General features: G+C 67.5%; 2 protein-coding genes. Both read left to right on the forward strand.

Annotation, left to right across the window (positions count from 1 at the left end):
- The first annotated feature begins 167 nt into the window (after nt 1-167).
- A complete protein-coding gene (locus A8G15_RS13100) occupies nt 168-1,748 on the forward strand; it encodes an ISL3 family transposase (protein ID WP_425415091.1) in 1,581 nt (526 codons plus the stop codon).
- Nucleotides 1,749-1,956: 208 nt separating this feature from the next.
- The gene (gene istA, locus A8G15_RS13105; RefSeq protein ID WP_068159863.1) at nt 1,957-3,495 is read left to right on the forward strand and encodes an IS21 family transposase; all 1,539 of its coding nucleotides are present in this window, start codon (nt 1,957-1,959) and stop codon (nt 3,493-3,495) included.
- Nucleotides 3,496-3,509 lie beyond the last annotated feature (14 nt).

Consider the following 3,509-nt stretch of genomic DNA (forward strand, 5'->3'; position numbering starts at 1 on the left):
GTGTCAGCGGTCATGTAATTCCTCAGGTTGAGGGGTTGGTCCGTCACGTAATTGGATCTGTCGCACTTTCCGTGAAGGTCCTGGCGTACCCCTGATCAGGGACGATTCCGTATAGACCAAGATCGTCATGGTGTGACCTTGCGCCCCTGACAGCACTACTGCCGCATCTGACCGGCGTCGTCGTCGACGCAGTCCGCCTCGCCGGGGCAACGATCCGGATCCACGCCCACTCTCACCGCAATGAGGCGCGGTGCCCGAAGTGCGACACGCCGTCGAGCCGGGTCCATTCCCGATACCGACGCAGACCGGCCGACACAGCGATCGGCGCCCGCCCGGTCGTCCTCGAACTGACCGTGCGCCGATTCTTCTGCATCAACACGCGCTGTACGACAATCACATTCGCCGAACAGCTACCCGGTTTGACCAAACGGTGCGCCCGCCGGACCACGATGCTCGACGGCGTGCTTGAGGCGATCGGTTTGGCGCTGGCCGGCCGTGCCGGGGCCCGCCTGGCCGCCCGGATCGGGATCTCGGCCGGCCGCGACACCCTGCTGCGGGCAGTGCGCGCGATCCCGGACCGACCGATCGAGCGGACCCCGATTCTGGGTATCGATGATTTCGCGATCCGCCGCGGCCACCACTACGGCACCGTCATCGTGGACCTGACCACGAGTCGGCCGATCGACCTGCTGCCGGACCGCACCAGCGACACCGTCGCTGCATGGCTGCGGGACCATCCCGGCGCCGAGGTGGTGTGCCGTGACCGGGCCGGTGCCTACGCCGAAGCCGTTCGCGTGGGCGCACCGGATGCGGTGCAGGTCGCCGACCGGTGGCACCTGTGGCACAACCTGGTCGGCGCGGTGGAGGACACCGTGGTTCGGCACCGCTCCGATCTTTGCCCACCGGTCGACCTCGCCGACCCCGGCGAGGTCGCTACCGACACCGCTGGCAGCGAGATCGACGGTGGTACAAGCACTACGGGTACCGAGTTGCCGGACGGCCGGTTAGCCACCCGCACCAGGGAACGGCATGCCGCCGTGCAGCAACTCGTCTCGAATGGGATGACGATCTCGGCGATCAGCAAGAAACTGGGCCTCGACCGCAAGACCGTCCGCCGCTTCGCCCGCGCCCATGAGATCGACGAGCTGTTGACCACCACCCGGACGGCGGGACCCACCTTGCTCCGCGGATACGAAACCTACCTGCGTGACCGCTTCGCCGCTGGATGTACCGATGCCGCCCGCTTGACCGCGGAGATTACCGAGCGTGGCTACCGAGGCAGCGCCAGAACCGTCCGCCGGTTCTTGGCATCACTTCGCACCGAACACCGGACACGGCCGGCACCACCGCCGACGCCATCCGCCCGGCAGGTCACCGGGTGGCTGACCTCCCGACCCGACCGTCTCACCGACGCCGACAGTCGCCGGCTCGCCGACATCCTCGAACGCAGTCCCGCACTGACCGTCCTGCGCGAGCACGTTCGCGGCTTCGCCGAGATCATGGTCGAGCGGCGCGGACTCGAACTCGCCAGTTGGATGACCGATGTCGATGCCACCGGATCACCGGCCTTGCGGTCCTTCACTGTGGGTCTGCGCCGTGATCTCGATGCCGTCGCCGCCGGGTTGACCCTCGAACATAACTCCGGACCTGTCGAAGGGCATGTGAACCGGATCAAAATGCTCAAGCGGCAGATGTACGGGCGAGCCAACCTCGATCTGCTGCGGAAACGTGTCCTTCACCTCGAATAGTGAAGCGTGGCAGTAGCTTCACGGAAAGTGCGACAGAGCCACGTAATTGGATCAGTCGCCTTCACGTAATTCCCCACCCGGCCGTCACGTAATTCCCCACCTCGGGGCGTGTCGGCCGGGGTTCCGGCGCTGCTGCAGGTTCGCTCCTGACTGGGCCACCGACAACGGCCCGGGAAGGGGCCTGACGGTGGCAAGGAGAACGTGGACAATGACCGATCTGATGGAGTTGTTCCGGCATTGGCATGCCGGCCGGTCTCAGGTGCAGATCTCGACGGCCCTGGGGATCGACCGCAAGACGATCCGGAAGTACCTGGCACCCGCGTTGGCGGCCGGGCTGGCGCCCGGCGAGGGCGGGAAGTTCGACGAGGCGCTCTGGCGGGAGCTGATCTCGGGGTGGTTTCCCGAGGTCGGCGACCCGGCAGCGCGGGCGGTGACGTGGCCGGCGATCGCCGCGCACCACGACTGGATTAGCGGGCAGTTGAAGGCGTCGGTGACGGTCGCGACGATTGCGCAACGTCTGCGTGACGACCACGGTGTGGCGGTGTCCGAATCGACGGTACGTCGTTATGTGGCAGCGCAATTCGCCGAAGATGTGGCGGAGGCGAAGGTGACGGTGCCCCGGGGCCCGGTTCCACCGGGCGACGAGGCCCAGGTCGACTACGGCAAGCTCGGCATGTGGCGCGATCCGGCCACCGACCGGCGGGTGGCGGTGTGGGCGTTCGCGATGATTCTGACCTGCTCGCGGATGCTGTTCGTGCAGCCGGTGCTGCGGATGGATCAGTCCTCGTGGTGCGCCTCGCACGTCGCGGCGTTCGAGTTCTTCGGTGGTGTCCCGGCCCGGATGGTGTGCGACAACCTCAAAACCGGGATCGACCGGCCGGACCTGTACGACCCGAAGATCAACCGTGCCTATGCCGAGCTCGCCCTGTTCTACGGGCTGTTGATCGATCCGGCTCGCGCCGGCAAACCGAAGGACAAACCCCGGATCGAGCGTCCGATGCCCGATATCCGCGACTCGTTCTTCAAGGGCCGCGAGTTCAGCTCACTGGCGCAGATGCAGGACGCCGCCCTGGCCTGGTGCACCGACGTCTACGGCCGGCACCAGCACCGCGGCCTCGACGGAACCCCACCAGCGACGGTGTTCGATGCCGTCGAAAAGCACCGTCTCACACCACTTCCACCGCGACCGTTCGAACCGGTCCTCTATCAGCTCGGGAAGGTCGCCCCGGACTGCCACGTCAAGGCCGGCAAGGCCCTGTATTCGGTGCCCTGGCGGCTGATCGGTCAGCAGGTGCTGGTGCGCACCAGCGGCGACGTGGTGCAGATCTTCCACACCGAGCAGGTGGTCGCCACCCACGTGCTGCACCTGTCGGGGCGGTCGACGAACCCCGAGCACTACCCGCCGCACAAGATCGCCTACACGCTGCAAACCGTGTCCTGGTGCCGGGCGCAGGCCGACCAGATCGGCCCGGCCGCGGCCGCCGTGGTCAGCGAGTTGTCGCAGGTCAACGCGTTGCACCGGCTGCGGGCGATCCAGGGCATCGTCCGGCTGCGGGACCGCTACGAGGATCGGCGGCTGAATGCGGCGTGCGCCCGTGCCCTCGAGGTCGGTGACCCCAGCTACCGCACCGTCAAGGGCATCCTCGCCGCCGGCACCGAACACGACGGACAGCCCGACCCGGCCGCCGCGCCGGCGCCGGCGTTCCTGCGCGGACCCGACGCCTTCGACGCCGAACGCACCGCCTGACCGCGACTCCCCCC

This window comes from Rhodococcus phenolicus (genome assembly GCF_001646785.1).
Lineage (GTDB): Bacteria > Actinomycetota > Actinomycetes > Mycobacteriales > Mycobacteriaceae > Rhodococcus > Rhodococcus phenolicus.

Excerpts from the sequence above, each read along its gene's own strand:
- istA (WP_068159863.1), top strand. The coding sequence starts at position 1,957 with ATGACCGATCTGATGGAGTTGTTCCGGCATTGGCATGCCGGCCGGTCT.